The sequence below is a fragment of the Lactobacillus kullabergensis genome, assembly GCF_000967195.1.
In the GTDB taxonomy this organism is placed as follows: Bacteria; Bacillota; Bacilli; order Lactobacillales; family Lactobacillaceae; genus Lactobacillus; species Lactobacillus kullabergensis.
The window spans coordinates 716,163-741,165 of the sequence record NZ_KQ033871.1 but is presented as its reverse complement, the minus strand read 5'-3'; the positions used below and the strand labels follow the sequence as shown (position 1 = coordinate 741,165).

19 protein-coding genes are annotated in these 25,003 nt (G+C 34.3%); 4 read left to right on the top strand and 15 right to left on the bottom strand.

Annotated elements, in window-relative coordinates; all coding sequences use genetic code 11:
- Positions 1-8: 8 nt before the first annotated feature.
- Positions 9-1,937, bottom strand: a complete 1,929-nt coding sequence (locus JF76_RS04205; protein ID WP_045927948.1) for a beta-glucoside-specific PTS transporter subunit IIABC — start codon at positions 1,935-1,937, stop codon at positions 9-11.
- A gap of 298 nt (positions 1,938-2,235) precedes the next feature.
- Between JF76_RS04205 and JF76_RS04200 the strand changes: the two genes are divergently transcribed.
- Entirely contained in the window at positions 2,236-3,246 is a 1,011-nt protein-coding gene (locus JF76_RS04200; protein WP_045927947.1) for a serine hydrolase domain-containing protein, read from the top strand.
- Between the two features lie 31 nt (positions 3,247-3,277).
- Here JF76_RS04200 and JF76_RS10315 read toward each other — a convergent pair whose 3' ends face one another.
- The 4 genes from JF76_RS10315 to JF76_RS04185 form a co-directional block, all read right to left on the bottom strand.
- Positions 3,278-3,454 carry a hypothetical protein gene (locus JF76_RS10315; RefSeq protein ID WP_167594934.1) on the bottom strand — a complete coding sequence of 59 codons (177 nt, stop codon included), beginning with the start codon at positions 3,452-3,454 and terminating at the stop codon, positions 3,278-3,280.
- Positions 3,455-3,822: 368 nt separating this feature from the next.
- Entirely contained in the window at positions 3,823-5,241 is a 1,419-nt protein-coding gene (locus JF76_RS04195) for a glycoside hydrolase family 1 protein (RefSeq protein ID WP_045927946.1), read from the bottom strand.
- A 2-nt stretch (positions 5,242-5,243) separates the two neighbouring features.
- Complete coding sequence (locus JF76_RS04190; RefSeq protein WP_045927945.1) at positions 5,244-6,518, bottom strand: PTS sugar transporter subunit IIC; 1,275 nt, start codon at positions 6,516-6,518, stop codon at positions 5,244-5,246.
- Between the two features lie 141 nt (positions 6,519-6,659).
- Positions 6,660-7,670, bottom strand: coding sequence for an AraC family transcriptional regulator (locus tag JF76_RS04185; protein ID WP_045927944.1), 1,011 nt, complete (start codon positions 7,668-7,670; stop codon positions 6,660-6,662).
- Positions 7,671-7,806: 136 nt separating this feature from the next.
- On the opposite strand from JF76_RS04185, the gene JF76_RS04180 reads away from it, so the two are divergent.
- From JF76_RS04180 to pgmB, 3 genes are read left to right on the top strand one after another with little or no spacing between them, the layout of a single operon-like run.
- On the top strand, positions 7,807-9,510 hold the full coding sequence (locus JF76_RS04180) for a glycoside hydrolase family 3 protein (protein WP_045927943.1): 1,704 nt from the start codon (positions 7,807-7,809) through the stop codon (positions 9,508-9,510).
- Positions 9,511-9,522: 12 nt separating this feature from the next.
- Positions 9,523-12,342: an alpha-L-rhamnosidase gene (locus JF76_RS04175; RefSeq protein ID WP_045927942.1), complete on the top strand. Its 2,820-nt coding sequence runs from the start codon at positions 9,523-9,525 to the stop codon at positions 12,340-12,342.
- Positions 12,323-12,988 (top strand): beta-phosphoglucomutase, encoded by a 666-nt coding sequence (gene pgmB, locus JF76_RS04170; RefSeq protein WP_045927941.1) that lies wholly within the window; start codon positions 12,323-12,325, stop codon positions 12,986-12,988. Before JF76_RS04175 ends, pgmB begins: the two co-directional genes overlap by 20 nt.
- A gap of 124 nt (positions 12,989-13,112) precedes the next feature.
- Here pgmB and JF76_RS04165 read toward each other — a convergent pair whose 3' ends face one another.
- From JF76_RS04165 to JF76_RS04120, 10 genes are all read right to left on the bottom strand, one after another.
- Positions 13,113-14,201 carry a PTS sugar transporter subunit IIC gene (locus tag JF76_RS04165; RefSeq protein WP_045927940.1) on the bottom strand — a complete coding sequence of 363 codons (1,089 nt, stop codon included), beginning with the start codon at positions 14,199-14,201 and terminating at the stop codon, positions 13,113-13,115.
- 270 nt (positions 14,202-14,471) lie between these two features.
- Complete coding sequence (locus JF76_RS04160) at positions 14,472-15,848, bottom strand: family 43 glycosylhydrolase (protein WP_045927939.1); 1,377 nt, start codon at positions 15,846-15,848, stop codon at positions 14,472-14,474.
- Positions 15,849-15,865: 17 nt separating this feature from the next.
- On the bottom strand, positions 15,866-16,696 hold the full coding sequence (locus JF76_RS04155) for a PTS system mannose/fructose/sorbose family transporter subunit IID (RefSeq protein WP_045927938.1): 831 nt from the start codon (positions 16,694-16,696) through the stop codon (positions 15,866-15,868).
- Positions 16,689-17,507 (bottom strand): PTS mannose/fructose/sorbose/N-acetylgalactosamine transporter subunit IIC, encoded by an 819-nt coding sequence (locus tag JF76_RS04150; RefSeq protein WP_045927937.1) that lies wholly within the window; start codon positions 17,505-17,507, stop codon positions 16,689-16,691. The genes JF76_RS04155 and JF76_RS04150 overlap by 8 nt, the downstream gene beginning before the upstream one ends.
- A gap of 15 nt (positions 17,508-17,522) precedes the next feature.
- Complete coding sequence (locus JF76_RS04145) at positions 17,523-18,008, bottom strand: PTS sugar transporter subunit IIB (RefSeq protein ID WP_045928933.1); 486 nt, start codon at positions 18,006-18,008, stop codon at positions 17,523-17,525.
- Positions 18,001-18,414 (bottom strand): PTS sugar transporter subunit IIA, encoded by a 414-nt coding sequence (locus JF76_RS04140; protein WP_045927936.1) that lies wholly within the window; start codon positions 18,412-18,414, stop codon positions 18,001-18,003. The genes JF76_RS04145 and JF76_RS04140 overlap by 8 nt, the downstream gene beginning before the upstream one ends.
- A gap of 135 nt (positions 18,415-18,549) precedes the next feature.
- Complete coding sequence (locus tag JF76_RS04135) at positions 18,550-21,141, bottom strand: sigma 54-interacting transcriptional regulator (protein ID WP_045927935.1); 2,592 nt, start codon at positions 21,139-21,141, stop codon at positions 18,550-18,552.
- Positions 21,142-21,288: 147 nt separating this feature from the next.
- Positions 21,289-23,175, bottom strand: coding sequence for a BglG family transcription antiterminator (locus JF76_RS04130; protein WP_045927934.1), 1,887 nt, complete (start codon positions 23,173-23,175; stop codon positions 21,289-21,291).
- Positions 23,176-23,196: 21 nt separating this feature from the next.
- The gene (locus JF76_RS04125; protein ID WP_045927933.1) at positions 23,197-24,654 is read right to left on the bottom strand and encodes a glycoside hydrolase family 1 protein; all 1,458 of its coding nucleotides are present in this window, start codon (positions 24,652-24,654) and stop codon (positions 23,197-23,199) included.
- Positions 24,641-25,003, bottom strand: coding sequence for a PTS lactose/cellobiose transporter subunit IIA (locus JF76_RS04120; protein WP_244267927.1), 363 nt, complete (start codon positions 25,001-25,003; stop codon positions 24,641-24,643). Before JF76_RS04120 ends, JF76_RS04125 begins: the two co-directional genes overlap by 14 nt.

Below are 25,003 nucleotides of genomic sequence, written 5' to 3'. Positions count from 1 at the left end.
CTAAAATATTATGAATTTGATAACAAGTATAACAACTGGTCGTTATTAGTGACGTTATTCTTGTTTGTAGAACCAATCGCTGCATAGTTTTTCGAATTAGTCACAACAACTGTGGTGATTAAGTCATAACCTGCCTGTTCAATCTTTTGCATGTCAAATGAAACTAACAGCTGACCCCTCTTGACATGGTCTCCATCCTGAACATGCTTTTCAAAATACTGTCCATTTAGTTTAACTGTGTCTATGCCAATATGGATCATCATTTCAATTCCATTGTCTAATATTAAACCAACTGCATGTAAAGTCGGATATATCATGCTAACTGTGGCGTCTGCAGGAGCCAAAATTTTTCCTGAAGTAGGTTGAACTGCAATGCCTTTACCCAAAACTCCGGATGCAAAAACTTCATCTGAAACCTGAGTTAGAGGTATCGTTTTACCTTCAACAGGAGAATTTACAGATAAGTCGCAGTCATCTGCAACTAAATCTTCATCAATGGTTTTAGCAGGATTTTCTTCCTGATTATCCTCAATCTGGTCAGTTTTTGAACTATTTTTTTCTGCAGGAGCTGCATCACTAGGTAAATCATTAAAACCTAATATAACTGTTAAAATGCAAGCGCCACCAAAGGCAATTAAACAACCCAAAATGTAACAAACGAAAGCCTTAGTCCCAGCAGAAGCATATACGGGAATAGTCAAGACACCTTGATTGGCGAAAGCATTTCCGTAAGAGCCACCCCAGCCCATTAATGCACCGCCTAAAGCACCACTAATTACTGCATAAACCATGGGCTTTTTCAAACGCAAGTTAGCACCATAAATAGCCGGCTCGGTAATTCCAAACAATGCTGTCACTGTGGCTGAAGCTGCAACAGTTTTCAGATTTTTATTTTTAGTTTTGAGAAAAACTCCCAAAGCAGCACCAGCTTGTGAAAAGTTTGCTGCACCGGCAAAAGCGAGCAGGTTTTGCCGTCCTGTTTTAGCAACATCGTTTATACCAATCGGAATGATTGCTCTGTGAGCACCAAAAATAACAAGTACACACCAAATACCACCAACAAAGGCGCCCAATAAAATCGGACTTAAATTCATGATATAGTGATATGCCCAATTAACTGCGTTACCAATATAAATACCAATTGGGCCGAAAATCATTAAAGTTGCCGGTACCATAATAAGTAAAGACAAAGTTGGTACCATAATAATTTTGAGCACATCCGGCATTATTTTTTTAACAAATTTTTCAACGTAGGCCAGTACAAAAACAGCTATGATGATGGGAACAACCGAGGAAACATAATTTGCCTTGGTAATTCCAATCCCAAACAGCGTTACTGCTTTATTTCCGGTCATCAACTCTACCAAAGTGGGATAGCATAGCGTGGCCCCCAGAGTCATAGCTATGTATTCATTCGTTTTAAAAACTTTAGCAGCCGATCTAGCCAAAATCACCGGCATAAAATAAAATAAAGCGTCTGAAGCGGCATTCAAAATAATATAAGTATTAAATGTCTTTATATCAACGTGATAGACATTTAAGCCAATTAATGCTGCAACAGCCAAGATACCCTTTAACATTCCCGAAGCAGCAATGGCCGGAATAGTTGGCGTAAAAATAGCAGTTACAACATTTAAAATCTTTGTACCAATACCAACTTTTTTGTCTTGCTCATCATTTTCGGTCTCAGTAGTTCCGAGCAGAGGCATGATTTCATCATAGATTACTTCAACTTTATTACCTAAAACAACTTGAAATTGCCCGCTGGCCTCTACGACCTGAATCACTCCCTCTATACTGGAAACTTTATCCGTACTAGCTTTACTTTCGTCTTTTAAAACAAATCTCAATCTGGTAAAACAATGAGTTAAACCAGAGACATTTTCTTTTCCACCTACACCATCTAGGATTTGTAGCGCGATTTTATGATTATCCATAATTTTCCTCTTTTATTTCAATAAAAAAGACCAAACATACGTAAATAAAACCGTTAATCTCGGTTATTAATTACATACATTTGATCTTGCCTGCATTACCAGTAACACGTCAAATAAAAGTTCTTTTATTTTACAAACTTAAATCTAACATTAGAATTCCATTTATGCAAGCGATTACATAAAATTTACCATTAAATCTGTTTTTTAACATTTAAAATTTCATTCGCACTTATTTGCAAAAATAAATCAATGAATTGTATATAATAGAGTAAGAAACTTTTAACAAAGGATAGTTTATATGATTGACTACTCAAACACCCAAAATTTAATTGAATCAATGGTTACGGAACGCATTGTACCGGGCGTTAACTATGCTTTTATAAAAAATGAACAAGTTTTCACTTCAACTGTCGGCTTTGCAAGTACTTATCCGACGGTTACGCAGCTTAGTCCGTTTGCCATTTATGATCTAGCCAGTCTGACCAAAGTAATTATTACTGAAAATATTTTGCTTAAATTATATCAAGAGGGGCAGCTCAATTTTACTGAACCACTGCACGACTTTATTCCTGAATTTAAAGATGAACGTGTCCGCCTTTTTCATCTGCTTACCCATACCAGCGGAATCCGTGGCTGGATTGAAAAGCGCGATCAGTTATCTCGCGACGAATTAATCAATGCCATCATTCATTTACCTGTCACAGACGAATTTGAACACAAAATGCGCTATGCCGATACGAATTTTATCTTGTTGGGTTTGGTTGTTAAAAAAATATTTGGGCAGCCAGTTCAAGAAGTTGGTCAAAAATTAATAATCGAGCCTTCTGGTTTGGAAAATACGACGTTCAATCCCCCTAAGGACTTATGTGTGCCCACCGCTGTTTACCAAGGAAAAGTTTTACAAGGCGAACCGCATGATCCTAAAGCACGCCAGCTTGGCAGTGATTGCGGTTCAGCGGGACTTTTCTCCACAATGAATGACTTGGTTAAATTAAGTAAAGGTTACTTGGGCTTAGATAAACAAATTCTGCCCTTCAGTCAAGAACTTGTCGCAATGTTATTCGATAATAAAAATCCGGCTGGTGTCAAGCCACGCTCATGGGGCTGGGACTTGCGCTTTGACCCTCAGTTGCATTACCCACTGATTCTGCATACTGGCTTCACTGGTGTTCTTATGCTTCTTGACCGCGTAAAAAAGTCTGGCTTAATTCTTTTAACCAATCGTATTCACCCTACTGGTCATAATCAGGTCTTTCTAACTATGAGAGAAAGAATTATTCAGAGCTTTTTAAAAGAAAATGACGAATAAAAAGCAGCTTCGTTTAATAGAAGCTGCTTTTTTAACACTTTTTACGATTTGGCCAAAAATGATAAACAAGATCAACTACTGCTTGGGCCAGCATACCGCCTGCCATCCAGTACATCGCCATCATCATGTTGCCGGTAAAGGTAAAATAAGCGGTAATAGCGTAAACGACTACCCACAAAATTTTAAAAAACAAATTATCACACATCATTTATAAAAAAACTCCCTTCAATTCATTTCAAATTATACCTTTTTTTAGGCAAAAAATGGGGCTTTTTTTAGTTATTTAATCACCTAAAAGTCGTTTTGCTAAAATTATTTATTTTAATTGTTATTGTTGCAAAATGTTTACATCCGTAAGCATTAGTAAACTTTTTTAGAATTATTTTTTCGATGAAAGCATTTTGATCATTTTTATGAGTTATGTAATTTAATTACTTTTTCAACTATCAAAAAGGGCTTTAAAATCACAATTCTAAAGTCCTTTTATTGTTATTCAAAATAATTAGATTTTCGAAGCTGGCTTTGACGCGATTTAAATATTGTTTTAAAAACTTTTTATCAAATTATAATCAAAGCCTACTCATCAATTTCCATTTTGGTCACGTTTTTACCATTCGTAGCAATTACTTTTTGATAAAAGTAGAAACTATCCTTGGGATATCTCTTCATATCAAGCATTGACTGATTGTTCCTGTTAACATAAACCAAGCCGTAACGCTTATCCATCCCATCGTTAACACTTAACAAATCTAAAAATGACCACGGATTAAAAGAAATGACATTAACTCCGTCTTTAATAGCTTCACGTAGTTCAAAAATGTGCCCGTTGAGATACTTGATCCGTTTTGGGTCATGCACCTGACCGTTTTCAAGTTGCTCCCGTTCAGGCCAGCCGCACTCAGTAATAATAATCGGAATATGGGGATAACGATCATTGACTTTTTGCAGAGCAAAACGCAAACCGACAGGGTCATAAGAAAAGTCCCATTCGGAGTTCATCAGCCGGTCGTCTGTTACTTTTTCAACATTGGAGATGACACCGGCGAGCATTTTGGGGCTTTCTTCATTGCTCAGCTTAAAAACTGACGTTGAATACCAATTTAACCCTAAGAAATTAGCACGTCCGTTTTTTAAAATATCTGCATCCCCTTCATGGTAATCAAGAGTGATTTTGCTATCTTCCAAGTAACGTAAATAATAACTAGGCAGTTCTCCCCTCAGAGCCACATCCATATCAATAAATGAGATTAAGTCTTCCATGTTCTTACTTTTGAGTGCATTTTTAGAAGTATGATCATAAGGAAAATTAGTCATATAGGAGACTGCTGGTCCAATCATAGAGTCAGGAAACAGATCGTGACAAAGCCGGTATACTTTCGCCTGAGCTAAAAACATATTATAGTTTGAATTTTCGCCTTTTTCTCTTAAGAGGCGCAAGTCGTTATCCTTAATCCCATTCATTTCAGGGACATTAGCTAGCAGAGATTGTTCATTAATAGTTAACCAATATTTAACTCTATCTCCAAATTCATTAAAGAGCGTTTTGGCATAGTTATAAAAATCATTAATGACCTTGCGATTAGCCCAACCACCATACTGTTTTACTAAAGAAATGGGGCAATCAAAGTGAAACATTGTTACAATAGGCTCAATTTGATTTTTGATTAGTAAATTGATTAGTTTATTATAAAAAGCAATTCCTTTTTGATTAGGTTCTTTATCATTGCCGTGAGGAAAAATCCGCGACCATGAGATTGAAAAACGATAACTTTTCAATCCTAATTTTGCCATTAAAGCCACATCTTCTTCAACATGATGATAATGATCAACAGAAACTGAAGTATCTAAAAATTTACTTTTTTGAGATCTTAAATCAGCAACCGATTCTCCCTTGCCATCTTCATATGCGGCGCCTTCAACCTGGAAAGCCGAAGTACTAGCTCCCCAGAGAAAATTTTTAGGAAAATCATCTTGAAGATGAAATTGATTGTCCATATTTACTTATTCTCCTCTTCAAATGCCTGCTTATCTGCAACCCTAAAGAATGGCAGATAAATCACAAACATCAGTAAAAAGTTAATTAACCAAACTACTGCCCCTTGCCAACCCATAATCATTGTATCAGCAATTATTTTCGGCATTGTCCATGGCATTCCCATTCCTAAGCTGGGGTTGTAATTAGTAATAAAACCGATCTTTACGGCTAACAAACCGATGCCACCAGAAACAAAGGTTGATAAAACAAAGGGTATAAACATCAGTGGGTTTAAAACAATTGGCATACCAAAGATAATAGGTTCATTTATATTGAATAGATTTGGCAAAGCAGAAACCTTAAAGAATTCCTTGTACCGCTTAGACTTACTTAGTATTAAACCCATTAAAACCAGACCAAGAGTAGCACCTGCTGCGTCATTATTTGAAAATGCAAAAACTACCAGATTACTCAAGTATGGAATAGTCTTCCCAGCTTGAAAAGCGGGTGTACTGCTAACCATCATTGAGATAATTAATGGTATAACCACAGATTCGATAGCAGCTGGATGAATTCCAAATGTAAATAAAACATTGGACAGAGCAAAAATCAGGATTAAAGTTAATGGTGAACCACCGACGTGCATTAACGGCGTGGTTATTAACTTATTAATAAAGTCAAATACATTATTAAACGGAGAAAAATCAAATATTGCCCTTACGATAAAGACAGCAATAAATATGATTATGCCAATTATCAGTGGCTCAATTGAAGAACTGACCATACTTGGAACCGAATCTGGCAGTTTAATAGTCAGTTTCTTATTTTTGCTTAATTTAACGTAAAATACTCCGATTAAAATTGACAAAATAATTGCTACAATTATGCCTTCGCTACCCAAATATGTCATTTGAAAAGCATTAACAGGCTTTTTACCGGGAACAGTTTGTGGCATTAATACGAAAAAGCTGGCCAAACCGAATAAGCCAGCAACAATTCCGTTTTGCTTGCAGCTTTTGGCATAATTATAAGCAATGGTAAAAGATATAAAAACAGCTAAAATGTTCATCGTACCATTAACAATAGCTGACATTGACGGGGTTATTCCCACCTTGGCAAACCAATCTGCAACAGGTTTGATTGGAAAGCTGGCAAATATTGAGAACACCGAGGCACCAATAGTAACTGGTAATGTCATTACCATACCTGAAGATATACTTTGCAGAACCTTATTTTGTCCTAATTTATTTGAAAACGGGACCAGATATTTTTCCAGCCATTTTTGAAAATTTTTCATTTTCTACGCTCCTATCTTATTAATTCGCTTTCATTTCTTAAAGTATATGTTCATTGAAATAAGCGAACAATATGCAAAAGCTAGACAATCTATGTTGATTTCACAGATTTTAGAAACATAAGAAATCGAAAAAAGAGGCTATCATCTGGTATTAGAACGGTATTTTGCTGGAGAAATGCCAAAGTAATGTCTAAAAATTTTATAAAAATAGGACGCATTTTCATATCCTACTCTGGCAGCAATCTTTTCGATTGAAGCCTTAGTGTAGGTCAAGTATTTTGCGGCGACATTCACCCTTTGCAACTGAACCAGTTTAATAAATGACAATCCAGTTTCATTTTTTAAATAATCTGATAAATAATTAGGATTAAAGCCAAAATGCTGCGCCATTTGCTCCAATGTGATATCAGAATAATTTTTTTCAATGTAAAGTAACAATGAAAGCAAATTATTGTTTTTCTTTTTTGAGTCAGTGACTTGAGCTTCACGATAAAAAGTTTTTCTGATGAGCAAGGAAAACATAGTCAACATTTCTAATTTAATGATCTGGTCAGACTGAATTTTGTCATCATAATATTCGTCAATGATATCGTAAATAATAGCAGTAATTTTGGAATCATGGTCAATCTCGAACAGACTATATCGCCCTTCACCATGATCTTCGTCTGACAATAAAGAAAAAAGCAAGTTGGAAATTGAAACGCCCTTACCCTTTGATTGTAAAAAATCAAGTTCATTTAGAGAAAAAGCAGAGGTTCGGAGCTCAATATTTAAAACTACACCATTTTTACCAATTGGTTCTACTTTGTGAGGAGTTTTGATACCGATAAAAATCATATTATCCTGATTAACTTTAATACGCTCATGCTCTGTTACTACGACACAATTACCTACTAAAGGTATATTAATTTCTACATAATCATGAACGTGAAAAGGAATATATGATTGTACAGGCTGAACAGAAATTGTAATAGAACTACTGTTTAAGACGAAGTTATCTGAATATGTATTAAAGAATTCATAAATAGGTTCACTATTAATACGACCAGCAACTTTTAATTTAAAGTCACCTGATTTAAAATCTTGCAACATAGTATTCCAGTCGCGAAAGCCATTATTCTGGCGTAACATTTGAATTATTTTTTCATGCATTTTTGATCCCTTTTAACTAGTGACTTAAATTCTGTGAAATAGACAGTTTTATCATGTAATTTAACAATAGTTTACTTTTTTACATTAAGTTAAAATGAAGAACAAAGCAAGACATTTCAAAATTTGGGAGGAAAATATGACGGATTTAACTCAAATTCCATATAACTTAACAATTGCCGAAATCAATTTTATAAAAAATAAAGTAACTAACATGTCACTTGCTGCTAAAATAGGACAACTTTTCTTTGTCATTGGTGAGGATGAAGACAACACTGACTTAACAGAGTTTGTAAAAAAATATCAACCAGGTGGTATCATGTACCGGCCTAATAAAGCCCAAAAATTGCAGCGCGAAATAGCTGTTTCGCAGAAAGCAAGTCAAACGCCCCTGTTCATTGCTGCTAATTTGGAAGCTGGCGGGAATGGCTTATTAACTGAAGGCACATGGTTTGGCAGACCCTTACAGGTTGCAGCTACTAACGACGAACAGAATGCATATAATTTAGGGGATGTATCCGGCTATGAGGCTAAACAAGTTGGCGGCAACATGGCTTTTGCACCGATTGTAGATCTTGACTTAAACTTTCGTAACCCCATAATGAATGTGCGCACATTTGGCAGCAATAAAGAGCGTGTCATCAAAATGTCAGATGCTCAAATCAAAGCTCTTAACGCTAATCATGTTATTCCGGTAGCTAAACACTTCCCTGGAGACGGAGTTGATGAACGAGATCAACATCTTTTGAGCTCAATTAACTCGTTATCTACAGATAAGTGGATGGAATCTTACGGACAAATCTATCGTCACTTAATTCAAAATGGCCTGCCTGCTGTCATGATTGCCCATATTATGCAACCAGCTTGGGAACGTCGCTTACAACCTGGTATTGAAGATAAGGATTTACGTCCTGCATCTACTTCCAAATTGCTAATTGATGGCCTTTTGCGCACTGTTCTGCATTTTAACGGTCTCACCATTACTGATGCCACACCAATGATCGGCTACAATGCAATTTTGCCACGTTCAGAAGCCTTACCTGCAACCATTAATGCGGGTATCGACATGATCTTATTCAACAAGGATATCGATGAAGACTATCAATTTGTGACTGAGGCAGTCAAAAGTGGCAAGATTTCAATGACGCGACTCGATGAAGCTGTTACCAGAATAATTGCCACTAAAGTCGCACAAGGCGTGATGGATACAAAAAATAACCTTTGCGAACCTGCATCGCAAGAAATTGATTTAAAATTGGCAGAACATGAAAAATTGGCCGCTAAAGTAGCAAAAGAATCTGTTACTTTAGTTAAAGACCGCGACAAATTATTGCCTATTACACCAGAAAAATATCCCCGTGTTCGTTTAGTTGTTTTAGGTGATACAGACGATGGTGGCTTTAAAGAAGGCGGTAAGGTAACTGCAAAATTTAAGGAGAAACTGACAGAAAAAGGATTTAAAGTTACAGTTTTTGATCGGAAAAATCTTGATTTTAAAGAAGTTTTCGCAGGAGGAGTGCAATACGAAAAGGATCAGTTTGACCTGGCATTTTATGTGGCTAACGTTGAAACGGCAAGCAATCAGACCACAACCAGACTTGATTGGATTCATCTAATGGCAGCGGACGCTCCGTGGTTCATGAAAAGCATCCCTACTGTTTTTGTTTCTACTTGTAATCCTTACCACCTCTTTGATATTCCAATGGTTTCAACTTATATTAATGCTTACACAGGCAATGATGTCACAATTGATGCTCTTCTGGAAAAAATGATGGGACATGACAAATTTACCGGGCAAAGTCCTGTAGATCCATTCTGTGGCCATTTTGAAACTCATTTATAAAGAGGAAAATCAATGTTAAAAATCAAAGATATTTTAGTCAACCATTATACCAAACCTCTTGGTTACGATTTAGACAATCATTTAAGAATTGAATTCAGTGCTGAAACTAATCAAAAGGCAAGTGATGTACAAAAGCGTTTAACAATAAGTGCCCATAAACCCGTTTATGATAGTCAGTGGCAACAATACGACAATAATTATTTTGACTTCGAATTGGAACTAAAGCCCCGAACCCGTTATGAAATAACAATTTTTCTAAAAGATAATAATACTCAAACAAGTAAAAACAGTTTCTTTGAAACTGGTAAAATGAATGAACCTTTCACTGCAGAATGGATTGGTAGTCAAAATAAAGACATTCAAAATACTCTATTAAAGAAAAGCATTGATATCACTAAAAAAGTAGTAAATGCCCGCCTCTATATCAGCGGTTTAGGTGTTTACGAAGCTTTTTTAAATAAGAAAAAAATTGGTAATGAGTTCCTTGCACCAGGTGTCACAGCCTATGACAAACTGGCACAGATTCAAACTTATGACGTAACTGAGATGCTGAATGAAAAATCACAACAGGAACTTTTAATTTCCCTTGGGGATGGTTGGTATAAAGGCAACTTCGGTTTCGATGGCGGTAAAGATTGCATTTATGGCGACCAACAAATGGCTATTGTTGAGTTGCATATCGCATATGATGATGGCAGCAGTCAGATAATAAATACCGACGCCTCATGGCAAACTTCTGCTGGCAAAATAACCAAATCAGCCATTTATTACGGAGAGGACTTTGACGATACCAAAAAAATAACTAATTGGCAGCCTGCAATTATATTGCAGCATTCTAAAGAAATATTGCATGATCGTCTAAGCCTGCCCTTAAAAATAAAAGAATATTTACCTGTTAAAGAAATTATACGTACTCCTAAAGGTGAAACAGTCCTCGATTTCGGTCAAAATCATGCTGGTTGGCCAGAATTTTACAATCACGAATCAGCTGGCAAGGAAATTGACTTACAAATGGGAGAAATCCTTCAAGACGGCAATTTTTACCGGGATAATCTGCGCGAGGCTCGTGCAGCCTTTCATTATATTTCAAACGGTGAACAAAAATGGGTTAGACCTCACTTCACCTACTATGGTTACCGTTATGTCAAAGTTTCCGATAATTCTCAGCCTTTAAGAAAAGATGATTTCAGGGCAGCGGTAATTTATTCTGATCTTGAAATTACTGGTGGTATCAAAACCTCTAATACCAAGGTTAATCGCTTGCTCCAGAATGTTTTATGGAGTCAAAAAAGCAACTTCTTTGATGTTCCAACAGACTGTCCGCAACGAGACGAGCGCCTGGGCTGGTCAGGAGATGCCGACATTTTTGCCAGCACTGCCATTTTAAATATGAATGCCTATCCATTTTTTAAAAAATATGCTAAAGATATGAAAATTGAACAGGCTGCACATAACGGTATGCTAACGATGTACGCGCCAGCTATGGGAAATGATAATGGTGGTGCAGCAATTTGGGGAGATGCCGCAACTGTTATTCCATGGACAGCATATCAGGCTACTGCCGATCCGGCTATCTTAAGACAAAATTATTCTAGTATGAAAGCCTGGGTAGATTGGATTGGTCAAGCAACCACGACCAAGAATCTTTGGACAGGATGCTTTCAATTCGGTGACTGGCTGTCTTTAGACGGTGAGAACCCGGCTATACCTAGTGGAAAAACTGACGAAGACTATATTGCCTCAATTTATTACGCTTATTCCAGTTGGATTGTTGCTCAAGCAGCTCGCATTTTAGGTAATACTGCTGATGCTCAAGAATATGACCGACAAGCTCAAGCTATTAAAAAAGCTATCAGAGATGAATTTATTACTAAAAATGGCCGTCTAGCAATTGATACACAAACAGCTTATGCTTTAGCTCTTCATTTTGATTTAGTACCAGAAAAACAGAAAAAACGCGTTGTTAACGATCTTGTTCAGAGGCTAAAAAAAGACCACAATCATTTACAAACTGGTTTTATTGGAACGCCCTTTATTTGTCAGGTTTTATCTGAAAATGGCGAACATAAATTAGCGACACAAATTTTTCTCAACGAAGATTTTCCAAGCTGGCTCTATGAAGTTAATTTGGGTGCCACTACTATTTGGGAACGCTGGAATTCCGTCTTGCCAGATGGCTCAATGAATCCCGAAGGAATGAACTCTTTAAACCACTATTCAATCGGTGCTATTATGCAGTGGGTTTATCAACAAGTTTTGGGACTAAGAAAACAAACCAATGGCTATCAAAACGTGCTTTTTGCACCCAAATTTGATTACCGTTTGAAAAAGATTTCAGGTCACTACCACAGTTCATACGGTGATCTCAAAATGGCTTACCAACTTGAAGCTGATGACCAACATACTATTAAGGTCAACCTTAGTATTCCCTTTGGTCAAAAAGTAACCGTAAAATTACTTAGAGTGAAGGATAAAGTAGAAATTAATGGCAAGCAATCATCTTTGCCATTGGAATTAACTAACGGTGATTTTACAATTTCTTATGTGCCAGAAAACAGTTATATTGAATACTACAATATCAATATGCCCGTAAAAGAACTAATGAGCGATGCGGAACTTGTTAAACAGCTAAGACCAATCAATACTGTTTTTGACTTTTTGCAAGATCCCGATAATCTCAAAAAATTTGGTGAAAATTCTATGGTAGAATTGAATAGTCTGTTGCCATTTATTAATATTTCAGACGAAGATTTTAACCAAATTAAGAAAATACTTGATACTACGCCAGTAACAAGTGAAAGGAAGTTTTTAAATGAAAGGCGTTCTCTTTGATCTAGATGGAGTCATTGCAGATACATCCGTATACCATTTCCAAGCTTGGAGAAAATTAATCAAAATTCATTTTAACCTTGAATTGCCAGATGAACTTGAAAAACAAACAAAAGGTGTCAGCCGAACAGATTCTTTAAAGGCAATCTTAAAATTTTTAAATATCTCCGTGTCACAAGAACAATTTAATGAAATGACCACTGAAAAAAATAATATTTTCCGAAATTTGTTGGCCAGTTTAACTCCTGCAAATATCTTACCTGGAATTAGTGAATTAATTTCATCCCTAAAGAAAAACAACGTTAAATTATCTTTGGCTTCTGCTAGCTTAAATGGTCCATTCATACTAGAAAAATTACAACTGACAAAGGCATTTGATGCAATTGCAGATCCAAGTAAAGTTGCCGCTGGTAAGCCAGCACCAGACATTTTTATTGCTGCAGCTGAAGCAATTAATCTTAAACCACAGGATTGCGTAGGTATTGAAGATTCAATTGCAGGTATCACTGCTATCAACAAGTCAGGTGCTTTATCAGTTGGCGTTGGCTCTAAAACGGATCTAAAAGATGCTAAATTACTTTTTCCTAAGACAGCAGCATTGAATTATGATCAAATCGAAACTGCATGGGAAAAATTTAATTTAAATTAGGAATCAGTTTACAAATAAAAACTCGTGAATAAAACAAAATTTGTTTTTCACGAGTTTTTTGATGTTTAAAATAAATTGGTGTAAGTAAGGATTTGTTTTTTATGACAGATTTAAGTAATTACAATTATTCACCTAGATAGGCAAAGGCTACCTTTTCATCATAAACATGAAATACTTTTTCAAAGAGGAAACGGCATACCATTGCTACTAGAACTGGAAATACTATCCAGACAATCAAGGCCATTACAATATTAATACTTGCTTTGCCAGCATCTAAGGATGCCAGGGGCCCTACTAGGCCAACGAGACCGAAACCAGCAGAAGCTGGAGTGCCACTAACGTGAAATAGAGCCACTGGAATAGCGGAAAGTGCTGCTGTAATTAATGTTGGTAAAACAATAACTGGATGCCTGAAAAGATTGGGCATCATCATTTTCATTGCTCCTAATGCAATTGCAATAGTAACTCCTGATTTATTAGTTCGCCAAGAATGAACGACCAATACCAGTGTCGTTGCCGCGACTCCCATTGCTGCTGCACCTGCCGAAAGACCATTTAATTGTATAGCCATTCCAATTGCCACAGTCGATATTGGTGAAATTATCAAAATTGCAAACATACAGGAAATTAAAATACACATTAATATCGGCTGCAAATTAGTAAAGGAATTAATTACTGACCCAAGCCAGGTGGTGATTTTGCTTACATATGGCAAAATCATCATGCCGATCCAACCTGCTCCTCCACCAACAACAATCGGAGCTGCAACAATTTTGACAGAGCCAAAACGTTGACCCACTAATAACAAAAGCCCCACAGCCAAGCCAGCTGTAATCATAGTATTAATAAGATCGCCTGTTCCTGCCGAAACAAAGACACCTTGAGCTTTAGTAGCAGGGTTCACAATTTGTGGTACGAATTTTGTAACACCAGAGCCAACATAAGCAGCTGCCCCTACAATGGCAACATCCAGTGGCACCATTTTAAATTGGATGGCAATTAAGGCCCCAATTAGCAAAGGTGTAGCACACTGAAAAATCAATAATGCTTGATTAATAGATGCCGTCACCGGATTTTGACCAAATAACTTTAAAATCGCACTGACAACTGCATTTGGAATCAAGCCTACGATAATTCCAGTTGCAGTCCCAGCTAAAATGTTGTTAAGAAAAGTTTTTACTGTTAGTTTGTTAGTATTGGTTGTATCAGCCATATTTGTACTCCTTTAATATAATAGTGCTTAGGTATACATTGTCGGCAAAATGATTTGTGACAAAATCGAAATATGCTGATTGCTAATTCGACTCATTGCTTTTTCCTCCTTAAATTTAATTATTAAGTATTTTATCATTTTATTTAAAAATGTACATAAAAAAGTTAAAAATAATTTAATTTTTGCTTTTAGATATCATTTGAAACACCCATTTATCAACCGCATAAAAAGTCTAATCTCAATATTGTGAGATTAGACTTTTTTAACTATTTAAAATGATTTAATTTGAACTATACCATCAACTACCGCAAATGATAAACCATAACAGGTATTTTTCTGAACCCGACAGCTCAATACAACACCAGCAATTTCTATAACAGCAATAGTATCGTCAATCAATAAAGAAATATCATATTCTTTATTAGGAACCAAGTTAGCTTGCCTGGACAAACCAATATTTAACATTTGGTACCATCTTAAATTTGGTGTTCTTCTAACACTTAGTTGCTGTTTATTGAGATCAATATTGAATTCATAGCCCTCTTTGGTATCAGAATTTTCAAAGAATATCAAGGAGAAACTTTTGGTGCCAGGTTCATACACAATTTTATTTTTCAGTAAATAATGTTTTTTAGGCTGATTACCTTGAAGTTGAGTTTCTGTCCTTTTATATTTTGATTTTATTTTTTGAGATTCAAAACTATATCTTTCTGAAACAGTATTAATTAAAGTGTCTGGAATTGACGTTTTTAATGATCCATCATTATTCTGAGTAATTTTCAAAGGTAAAAAGGTACCACCCCATAAATAATTATTTTCGTCCTTTCCAGCTTCTTTAGAAGGTACCCAACCAAAAAGATATCTATTTTTTTCATCACTAGCAGTCCTTGCGGCATAATAAGCCCTGCCATTAAAGGTATCTTGTTTTGGAAATAACCAGGGTCCCGTAATTTTTTTACTCATCACATAATGAGTAGTCTTATTAAGATCGTATTCAGAATAGACCAAGTACCACCAATCTTTTATTTTAAAAATTTGTGGCATTTCAATCATGGTATATAAATTTGGCGTCCAAAAATCTCCTTTAAAAGTCCAGTCCTGACTATTTTTTGATGTGTAATAAACCAACCTTCCTGTTTTTGCTTTTAAATCAGAAACTAAACGTGTGCCTAATATTAAAATGTATTCTTGATTATCGGGGTTCCAGACAATACTGGGATCCCGCCAATTATCTGAATCATAACCAGTTTGTGGCGAAAGTTCTTTTGCAAGTCCATCTTTGTACCAATGAATCCCGTCTTTGCTTGAAGCTTTCATTAAAACTTGTGATGAGCAACTTTTATTTACAAAATTACGATTATACCCGGTATAAAAAGCTCTTATATTGTTGTTTTGTTCAAACACACTGCCAGCATAAACAAACTCATCATGATCTTCTTCGGAGCCTTTTTTTAAAACTTCACCATATTCTTTATAATGAACAAAATCGCTCGTTGTAACTAATTCCCATCCAAAAGGTTCACCAAAGGGCACGGGGTTTCTAGTATCTTTTTGAAAGTATAAATAAAATAATTTGTCATGCCTGTTATAAAATGGCATACAATCACCAAAAAAGCAGTTTTTAGGTCTATATAAATATTTTTCCATGTCAGTCCTTTCAAAAATTAAAGAATTTTCAAAGCACTTAGTGCAAATGACAAAATAACCATTAGTACAATTATCTTATTTGCACTTACCTTTTTTCTAATCAACCAAAAAGTAATTAAAGTAACCGTTAAAGGTATGATTCCAAGCATAATTTGATCTAAAATTTTCTGAAGATCAAAACTCATGCTACCCATTTTAAATTTTAAAATAGTTTTCAGAGTAACAGTGCTAAAAGTCATTGCACCAACCATTATCATACCCAAAATGCCGGCAGCTTTAGTAATAATTTTCATATAACCATTTTTATATGCTTTTTGTATAAAATCTCCGCCTAATTCATAACCGTACCTTAAGCCATAATATCTTGCAATGAAATTTGGAATGTTATAGATAACCAAAAATAAAATAGGTCCAAGAACATTTCCTGCTTTTGCTAAACTAATACCAATTCCGGCAGCGATTACTCTGATTGTTCCCCAAAACAGAGAATCACCAATTCCGGAAAGTGGTCCCATCAGACTTGCCTTCACGGCATTAATTGAACTAGGATCAAAATCGGCTATATTTTTGTTTTGCTCTTCCATACTTGAAGCAATTCCCATAGGGAAGGGGGCTAAGGCAGGTGTAATATTAAAATATGCTAATCCCCTTTTTAAAGCTGAAACTCTTGCTGACTTGTCTTCTGGCTTAGGATACAGTTTTCTTATAAATGGCAAGATCATGTACAAGGCTCCCACACCAGCACCGTTAATATAATTCCATGTGCCCTGGAGTAGAAAAGAACGCCAAAATATTTTTCTAAAAGTTGTTTTATCCATTATTTCAGTTTTAGTTGTTTTATTAGTCATTGAAAAAATCCTCCTCAAGTGAATTATTTGTGTAATCTTCTGATACTGCTTTTGCCTTCGGAGTTTTCATATTTTTAACTTCCAAAATATTCTTATCTATTGATGCAAGAATAAACGCTAGTATGATTCCTATTAAGGCAACTGCTATGATAGGTAACTTTAAATAGCTTGAAAGTACAAATCCTAGAAGCAAATACAACATATTTCCCTTTTCATAAATCATATTTAACAGTAACGCGATACCTAATGCTGGAAGCATCTGCCCCAAAACTGTAAGCCCATTCATAACTACAGGAGGAATAGCTTTTACTAAAGCCGATATTGAACCCGAACCTAAATAAATTCCTAAAAAGCCAATAAGTGCATAAACAAGTGGTCCTCCAAATATGCTTAGGTAATGTAACCTTTCAATTGATTTACTCTTATCCTCCTCAGCATACTTTTCAAAAGTACTGAGTAAAAGACCACGTATAAAAATAACTAGTTGATTGACAAAAACGGCTAAGAGACTAATTGGAACTGCAAGAGATAGTGCAACAGCAACTCCTTGATGATTTAAAATTGCAAAGGCTGTCCCAAATATAGAACCAGTCATAGAATCAGAAGGCATTGCACCACCAATTCCACTGATCCCAAGAAAAATCACTTCTAGTGAGGCTCCCATAATAATTCCCGTTTTTAAATCACCTAAAGCAAGTCCAACAAGCATTGACATAACAAGTGGACGTCTAATCATTGGATCGGACATGCCACAATCGGAAAAATTTCCCACAAACATTATTAACGCTACCCATAAAGCTGGTACTAACATTTTTTTACCTCCTTTTTATAACAAACTTGATAATTGCACATCTGGATCTGTAGGTACTGGTTGAACGTTAATCTTTATATTTGTCTCTAGAAGCTTTTTCAAATCTTTTTCATCATCAGGAGTAATGAAAATATTTTTACTTAACTGCTTTTTGCCCTTCATATCTTCTGATCCGACTCTACCGTAATTACCCAAATTAATCAGTGGAATATTGGAAACTTTTTTGGCAATTTTTAACGCGTCCTTTGGTTTATTGACAACTACCATAATCTTCAATTTATCGGATTTGGGATTATTTAATAATTGAATTGCCTTGTCTAAACTAACAAAAAACGGCTTAATTCCTTCTGGTACAGACATTTTTAATGCCATAATCTGTACTTTATTATCCAAAATTTCATCATTGGCAACAACAATGCGGTTCACGTTCAAATATCGACTCCAAACAACTGCCACTTGCCCATGAATTAATCTATCATCAACTCTTAATAAACTAATCAAAAAAATCATCCTCCTCATTTTCTTCTTCTAATTCAATTCTCTTTATAGTGTTTTTTCCTGCATTAATTGCGTTCTTAAGGCATGAATCAATAGGCTCTTTACTCAAAAGAAGATTCAATACCAACATTGAATTCATTCCTGAAACCAGATAAATATTATTTTGAGTCAAAAAACTCATTAACAATGTATTTACGCTGCCACCAGGAAAATCTGAAACCAACACGATCTCATCTTTTTTGTTACTATCAAATATAATCTCTTCAATTCTTTCTTTTAAAACCGCTGGACTCTCCCCTTCTTTCATGCAAAACGCATACAAGTTATTCTGCTTTCCGCTAATCATTTCCACTGAATTTTTAATTCCTTCTGCCAAACTACCATGACTAGCTAAAACTAATTTTCTCATTCTTTCACCTCCAAGTTGTCACTAATTACTAAGCAAGTATCATGCCAACTTATAATAAACACAGCTATAACCAGGTTTTTTAAAATTAAAACGAAAAAGGAAGAGCATTTTTGAGCACTTCCTTAAGCAGATTTTTTATTCACTGTTTGTTTTAAATAATTCATAAATAAGAGATAATTCATAATCGTTTATTTTTATGTTATACTTTTGTTCAATATTGTGAAAAATCTTATCTGCAACATGGTAAAAATCTTTCTCTTCCTTACTTTTTTCTTGAGTATCTTTGCTTTCTTGGTCACTAGTTTGATCAAGCATTAAACGTTCTAGCATCAAAGCTAGATGCATGCATAAACTCAATTTAAACTTATTCGTCAAGGCTACATGATAATAGTTTTCAAATTTTGCTACAATTTCTTGAATTTCAGGTATAACTACGTCAGGATTAAGAAAGCGTAGTCTTCCTTTAATACCACCAATAGTGAAAAATTTAAGCAGTTCGCTGGTTAATTTATCAACATTTTTTTTAGTTTCTCCCATCTCTTTTAACAATTGCCGTAGTCTTTTATCCCCATCTTCGTCCATTATGTCATATAAGTTAAGTACATCTAATTCTTTTTGATGATCAACGTTATTTGTAGTCAATATAAAATTAGTATTCTTAAAATATGACAAATCATGTCTTTGAAGTGTTGTCTTTAGCTCATGATAATCCATAGTAATAATTTCAACGTCTGTCTGCAAAACTTTTTGCAAAATCCTTTTTATTTCCTCAGCAAGTCCTTCACCGGACATACAAGAAACAATAATATTTGCTTTTTGTGAAATTCCTTCAAAATATTTCACACTCATTGTGCTCGGATAACTTTCAGCTTTTTCTGCGATTTTTTTGAAACTTTTATTTTGCTGGATTTGCAAACCTAAATCAAGAGCAATTTCCGTAGTTAAATTATTGATTACCAGTAAATCATTATTTAATAACACCTTTACTTCTTTATATAAATTACTTAAGGATCCCATATCAAACAATAAAATTGTCCCATCATATTTTCGTCCTTGTTTTCTAATGTAAAGCTTAATTTTTTGGGCAATTTCGTGATTAGAAACATTAAGTGGCATATCAAATGCTTCAAATATATAGTTGCCACACAATTCATTTACGATTGCACATATGTCAGACGCAACATTGCCACCATGGCAAACCATAATTGCCAAAAGGTTTTGAGATTCAATTTTCCCAGCAATTTCGTCAAAAACTGCATATAAAAAAATGGGTATAAACCAGTCATTATTGATATCTACTTTGAAACAGCTTCTGATTTGTTTACACAAATAAACTGTTCGTGGATAATGTTTACTTACTAAAGTTAATAAATTAGATATATCAGGCAGATCAGAACATTCCTGGATTACAGATAAAACTTTAGCCGCTTCACATAATTTTTGGCTACTAAGGTATTTGAGTATTCCATATTTTTTGCCAATTTTTTCAGTAGCAGTTGCTAACTGCTGCATGAGAAACTTTTCGAAATTTTGGTCATATATTAATAAGACGGAATTCCTTTTAATGTCATTTACAAACTGGTTTAAAACAAGATTTTGCTCAGAAATTTCTTGATTTTTATTTTCATTGTCATACAAAGTGCTTAACAATGTGCTTAAATATTTTTTTGAGTTTTCCTTTGCTAAATTTACTAATAAGTCTTGAGAATTTGGCTTAAAAACAAGCCAATCAACATTAGGTCCACTTATATTTTTATTATTAGGAATCTCAATAGCCTTCTTATCAGAAGAATTAAAATTTTCAGCACATAACAATTTAATTTTGTTTGCTAATGAACCTATGTTGCCCTCCTGCTTTTGATTAACTAAAACTTGGATAGTATTAAACGAAATTTTTATTGTACGATTTATTCTATTTGCTTCATGTTTCAAAAAGAATTCAATTAGCTGATATTTTTCAATAAGTGGTCTTTCAGAAAATCCAGGTAAAGCAATTTTTAGGGGAACTCTTCTTAAAAATGTATTCAACAGTTTATCTTCTATTTTTTCTGTTGTTGCAAAAATAAAACGAACATTAACTTGCTTAAAATGCTTATTTTCGCCTAACGGATAAAACTTACCAGAATCTAGTAAAACAAATAACTTTTCCTGACTTTCCCGAGGCAACCGATGTACCTCATCTAAAAACAAATAGCCATTATCTGCTTGATCAACCAATCCGGTTTTATCAGCGTCCGCTCCTGTAAAAGTGCCTTTCTTATAGCCAAAAAGGACAGATGATAAAAGTTCTGGATTATTAGCATAATCCGCACAATTCAAAACAACAAAATGTGCGCCTTTGTTAATAACTCCTTCTTGTTGCGCATATTTAAAAATTAATGATGCTAAATAGCTTTTTCCAGAACCAGATGGTCCAGTAATAATTAAAGGAAAACCACTAGGAGGATAGTTAACAGAAGCTTTACATTGACTAACAATGTTCTTCAAGCTACCATTTGCTCCAATCAATTGCTCAAAAGCGTCTTGACTATTAGATATCAGCTGCCAATAAACAGGTTTGGTACCCTTTTTAAGCAGTAGTCCTTCATGATATAATTGTGCCAAATATGAACTAGTTACACCTCGAGAAAGGTTCATTGCTTTTGCAACTTCTTTTGTGGTTACCGCAGATTTATCATCTAATAGTTGTCTCAACTTTTCAAATACGCGATACTTTGCTTTTTTCAAAAAATCATTTCTTTCTTGTGTAAGCCATTACTTTATCTGTATTTAAACACTTTTTCGCTTTTTGACCAATAAAATTTAATAAAGAAAAAATGCGGTAGAGCTTGAAATTAAAGATTCTCAGGCTTTTCCGCACTTATCTTATTTTTTCTATAACATTTCTACAAGGTTAATGATAAATTCACCATAATTTTGAGAATTTATTAGTTTAACAACATTATCAATATTAGTGATAATATCAGACAGTTCATCAAACACGTTACGAAATAATTGTTTATTATTTGGATCAATTGCTAAAGCTATGACTAAATACACCCTATTATCATCACTCCACTTAATTCCTTTCGGATTAATAACGACAAAACCACGACTTTTTCTGGCAGTCATATTCAATGAATGTGGTATTGCTACTTTGTCAAAAGCTGTAGACGACAAGTTTTCACGTTGTTTAAGCAACTTTTTAAAGTCTTTTTCAACTACCCCTTGTTCAAAGAATTTCTCATTTACAATTTCAAAAACTTGATCTATATTTGTTACTTTTTTGCTTTTAATAAAGTTATCACTACTAAAAAATTTTAGCAGTTCCTCTTGAAAATGATCCCTCTTGATTTGGCGTCTTCTTGATGTGATTGCAACTTGCAGAGTTTGGATATCATTAGATAATAAAAACTGTGAAATATTGACTGTACTAATTTTAGAATCAATATAATTTGAACCAACAGAAATCAATAAATCTATCGCATTAGGAGTACTTCTAATATTTGCGGGATCGTGAATTATTTTCTTAATATCAATCTCAGCCGAGAACTTTTTCTGTAATCTTTTTAATAATACAAGAGAATTGTCATAATATTCAGGTATTATTATCACAACTGAAATTTTTTGCTTATCGGTTATTTGTTCAGCCATTGCATTGCCAATGTGCATAGCTATATAGCCAATTTCACTATCGGTAATCGTGATTTTAGCTTTTTCAGATATTCTATTGGCCATAATAACTGCACACTCATAAATCGTTGGTGAAGAATATTTTATATTAGTGGCAAGAGGATTGTGTTCAATATTTTGTGTTCTTGAACGCATAATTAATCTGTCTAAATGAAGAGCAAACCTCTTTTTAAAGGAATATGTATCAAGATTAATTTCGTAATTTTGCCAAACATAAGAAATTAAATCAGTAACTAATTTTTGTGTTTCTTTTGAAACTATATTTTTAGTTGTTTTTTCATTACCTAAATCAGTTTCAATTACAAGAGCAAGTTCTTGGCAATCAGCATTTGTCAACACCAACTGTAAATCACCAACAATGCTGTTAACCAAATCCATACCAAACCCCTGCTTTTTCACTGAACTTGAAGAATTATTATTTTTTATTCTATGACCATTACTGCAACGATCAATTGCAATAGCAAAATGAAGTATCAAATTATTTAATTCAAACGTGTTTAAATAAATGTTTTGCTTATGAAAAATTTTCAATATAGATTTTTCTAATTGATGAATATTTATTTGAGGAAAATTCTCTTGAATAATATTTCTATTCATAAATACTCCAGAAGTTTCCTCATAAATGAGCGAGCTAAGCAAACTTCTTTTTTGTCGTTCATTCCCCTCTAAACTCCAAAAATCACCTTTTCTAATTAGTTTAATTCCAAAACTTTTTACCTCACGATCAGCTTGTTTTAAATTCTGTAAAATTGTTGATTCACTGACAAAAAGATTATTTGCTAAATCATACACATTTATTGACGAAGAACTATTAACTAGCACGTTTATAATATAATTTACCCTTTCTTCATTATTATCAGGTAATTTATGAACTTTAAATTTAGTATTATCTTGCTTTTTCTCTAAACTAGACTGTTCAAGGCGGTAACCTTTAACACTTGATGATATCAAAATTCCTTGATCTCTAAACTGTTGAACATAGTTTTTTATTGTTCTTTTTGATAGTTCTAACTGAATGGCTAATTCTTGAGAAGTATGCCATCCGGGAAAGTTTTGTAAATATGACAATAATTTATTTTTCTTAGACATGTCGTATTTGCTTTTTCATTTTTATATTTCCTTACCATTTGAGGCAATAACTTGTTTATACCAAAAATAACTATCTTTTAAGTAACGTTTTTTACTTCCCTGACCATTATCATCAATATCTACATAAACAAAGCCATAACGTTTTGACATTTGTTGAGAAGAACACGAAACGATATCAATCGGTCCCCAAGCGCAATAAGCTATTACTTCTGCCCCATCATGTATTGCCCTTCCTACTTGTTCAATATGCATACTCAGATATTCTGAACGATAAGGGTCATGTACTTTTTTGTCATTTTCCAATTTGTCATAAGCACCTAAGCCATTTTCAGCAATAATAATTGGTTTTTGATAGCGATCATAATATTGAGATAAAGTATTATATAGTCCTTGAGGATCAATAGCCCAGCCCCAACTACTTTGTTTCAAATTCGGATTTTGTAAATTATCTGCTGGTTGCATTTTATTTTTTGTTGAGTCAACCATACGAGAATAGTAATAAGAAATAGCCAAAAAATCCATATGATTTTCGTTAATTAACTTCAATTCATTTTGAGTAATATCAAGTTCAATATTCTTATCATTAAAATAATTTAGGGCGAATTGGGGATATTTTCCTCTAAATTGAACATCTGTCACAAAATATTGCATACGATTTTGCTGCATCGCAAGGATAACATCGTCCGGCTTACTACTTGCAGGATAAACAGTACCATCAGCAACCATTGTTCCTACGTGTATATTAGGATTGTTCAAAGAACATGCATAATTTTTTATTTCGGCTGCTGCCACAATCTGATTATGCATAGCTTGATAAAGGGCTTGTTCTTGATTTGGATATTGATCACTAGCTACTCCAACTGAAAGCCAAGGCTCTAATTGAACCATATTAATTTGATTAACTACAATCCAATATTTTACGCGATCACCGAACCAATTCAACAATACTTTGCCAAATTTCACAAAAAGAGGAATTACTTTCTTACTAGGCCAACCTCCATATTTAAGTGTAATATTAATAGGAGTTTCATAATGATTCATTGTGATAATTGGTTCAATTCCTAATTGCACCATACAATCAATCATGTCTGAGTAATGCCTTAGCGCCTTTTCATTAGGCTTTTCATCATCTCCGTTAGGAAAAATTCTCGACCAATCTAGAGATGTTCTAAAAGTTGAAAAACCTGCATCAGCTAAAAGCTGTAAATCTTCTTTATAAGTATGATAAAAATCAATGCCAAAGCGTTTAGGAAAATAATTTTTATTATCTTGACTATATTTTTTAACGTCCTTAAGTGTCATCCCTTTTGACTCTATACTCTGTAACTCGTCGTTAGTTAAACCTTGAAGATATGGCTGTATGTCTGAGGAATTTAATCCTTTACCATCTTCTTTAAACGCACCATCTGCTTGACTCGCAGCTTGAGCACCTCCCCACAAGAAGTTATTGGGGAAGAATGGAAAATTATTTTTTCTCACTTTGAACACCTCCACATTTACAATTGCGCTTTTCAAATAAATTTATTAAATGCTTTACCAAATTATATTCACTATTAATTGTCATCAATGTATCTTGAGCATGGGTAAATAATACAGAATATTCTATAGGTTTACCTTCAGCTTCTTCCTGAATTTTCTTGGTTTGCAGACGATGAGCTATTATTAATTTTTCATTTGCTTTCTTCATATTCATTTTTGCATTGTCATAATTATAATCTGCGACATCATCAAGGGCTTTACTAATGAAATCGCGGGCATCGCCAGCGTTTAGAATAATGTTCATTGTGTTTTTGATATTTTCTTCACTAAACTGTTTACTATCTTCCAC